The organism is Mycobacterium sp. (assembly GCF_049673265.1).
Classification (GTDB): domain Bacteria; phylum Actinomycetota; class Actinomycetes; order Mycobacteriales; family Mycobacteriaceae; genus Mycobacterium.
The window spans coordinates 1-1,788 of record NZ_JBATXN010000348.1 but is presented as its reverse complement, the minus strand read 5'-3'; the positions used below and the strand labels follow the sequence as shown (position 1 = coordinate 1,788).

At 62.8% G+C, this 1,788-nt stretch carries 1 protein-coding gene and 1 pseudogene; one reads left to right on the top strand and one right to left on the bottom strand.

The window, feature by feature from the left end; genetic code table 11:
* The coding region (locus WBF82_RS12090) for an AMP-binding protein (protein WP_424383263.1) at nucleotides 1–819 on the bottom strand (819 nt) is incomplete at its 3' end.
* Nucleotides 820–876: 57 nt separating this feature from the next.
* Here WBF82_RS12090 and WBF82_RS12085 point away from each other — a divergent pair.
* Nucleotides 877–1,674 (top strand): annotated as a pseudogene (locus WBF82_RS12085) (crotonase/enoyl-CoA hydratase family protein); the annotation flags it as partial.
* Between the last annotated feature and the right edge of the window lie 114 nt (nucleotides 1,675–1,788).

Genomic DNA, 1,788 nt, shown 5'->3' with positions numbered 1-1,788 from the left:
GAAGAACAACAGGTTCACCTTGTGGTCGTGAATCGTGCGCCACACCTGATCGGCGTTGAATTCCGGTGCCAGCACGGTGGTTTGGCCGGAGAAGATCGACATCCAGGTGGCCGACTGCGTTGCGCCGTGGATCATCGGCGGGATCGGATAACGGATCATCGGCGGATTGGCGGCAGCCGCCTTGGCGAGGTCGTGCTCGTCTTTGACGAATTCACCTGTGGCGAAGTCGGTTCCGCCGAATAGCACTCGGTAGATGTCCTCGTGGCGCCACATCACACCCTTGGGGAACCCGGTGGTGCCGCCGGTGTAGAGCAGGTAGATGTCGTCGGCGCTGCGCTCACCGAAATCCCGCTCGGGTGAGCCCTCTGCGAGCGCGGCGTAAAACTCGACGCCGCCATAACGCTGGTAGTCATTGTCGGAGCCGTCCTCGACGACGAGGACCGTCTTGACGTTGGGGGTGTCCGGCAGCACGTTGGCCACCCGATCGGAGTACTGGCGCTCGTGCACCACCGCGACCATGTCCGAGTTGTCGAACAGGTAGCGAAGTTCGCCCTCGACATAGCGATAGTTGACGTTCACCAGGATGGCGCCGGCCTTCACGATGCCCAACATCGCGATGACGATCTCGTTGCGATTTCGGCAGTAGAGCCCGACCTTGTCGTCCTTCTTGACGCCCTGATCGATGAGGTAGTGGGCCAGGCGGTTGGCCTTCTCCTCCAGTTGGGCGTAAGTCAGCTGGTCGCTGCCGCAGATCAGCGCGACACGGTCAGGCACGGCATCGATGGCGTGCTCAGCGAGATCGGCAATATTCAGGGCCACGGACCCAAATTAGAACGTGTTACATTTCCACACAAGTCCGAGGGAAGGCGATCACCCGTGAGCGAGACGGAAAAAAAGGCCGACGCCATCATTGAGCAGCGCGGACACACCCTGATCCTGACGCTGAATCGTCCCGAAGCCCGCAACGCCCTGAGCACCGAGATGCTCTCGATCATGGTCGAAGCGTGGGACCGCGTCGACAACGATCCCGACATCCGGTGCTGCATCTTGACGGGGGCCGGCGGCTACTTCTGCGCGGGCATGGACCTCAAGGCCGCAACGGCCCGCCCGCCCGGCGACTCGTTCAAAGACGGCAGCTACGACCCGTCGCGAATCGATGCGCTACTGAAGGGTCGTCGGCTGACCAAACCGCTGATCGCCGCGGTCGAGGGCCCTGCCATCGCCGGCGGCACCGAGATCCTGCAGGGCACCGACATCCGCATCGCCGGCCAAAGCGCCAAGTTCGGCATCTCGGAGGCCAAATGGAGCCTCTATCCCATGGGCGGCTCCGCGGTAAGGCTGGTCCGGCAGATCCCTTACACGGTGGCCTGCGATCTGCTGCTGACCGGTCGGCACATCACCGCCGCGGAAGCCAAGGAGATCGGCTTGATCGGCTACCTGGTTCCCGACGGCGAGGCGTTGACCAAGGCGCTCGAGATCGCCGAAGTGATCAACAACAACGGGCCGCTGGCGGTGCAGGCGATCCTGCGCGCGATTCACGAAACCGAGGGCATGCACGAGAACGAGGCGTTCAAAATCGACACCAAGCTCGGCATCGACGTGTTTTTGTCCGATGACGCCAAAGAAGGCCCGCTGGCGTTCAAGGAGAAGCGCACTCCGCAGTTCAAGGGGCGCTACGGCTGCCTGCTTTCGCGGCGTTACGGGAAGCTGTTGCAGACAGGTCCCGGAGCGCAGCCGTCTCCGATCTCGGCTGGATCGACATCCGGTATCAGCGGACTGGGATCGCCG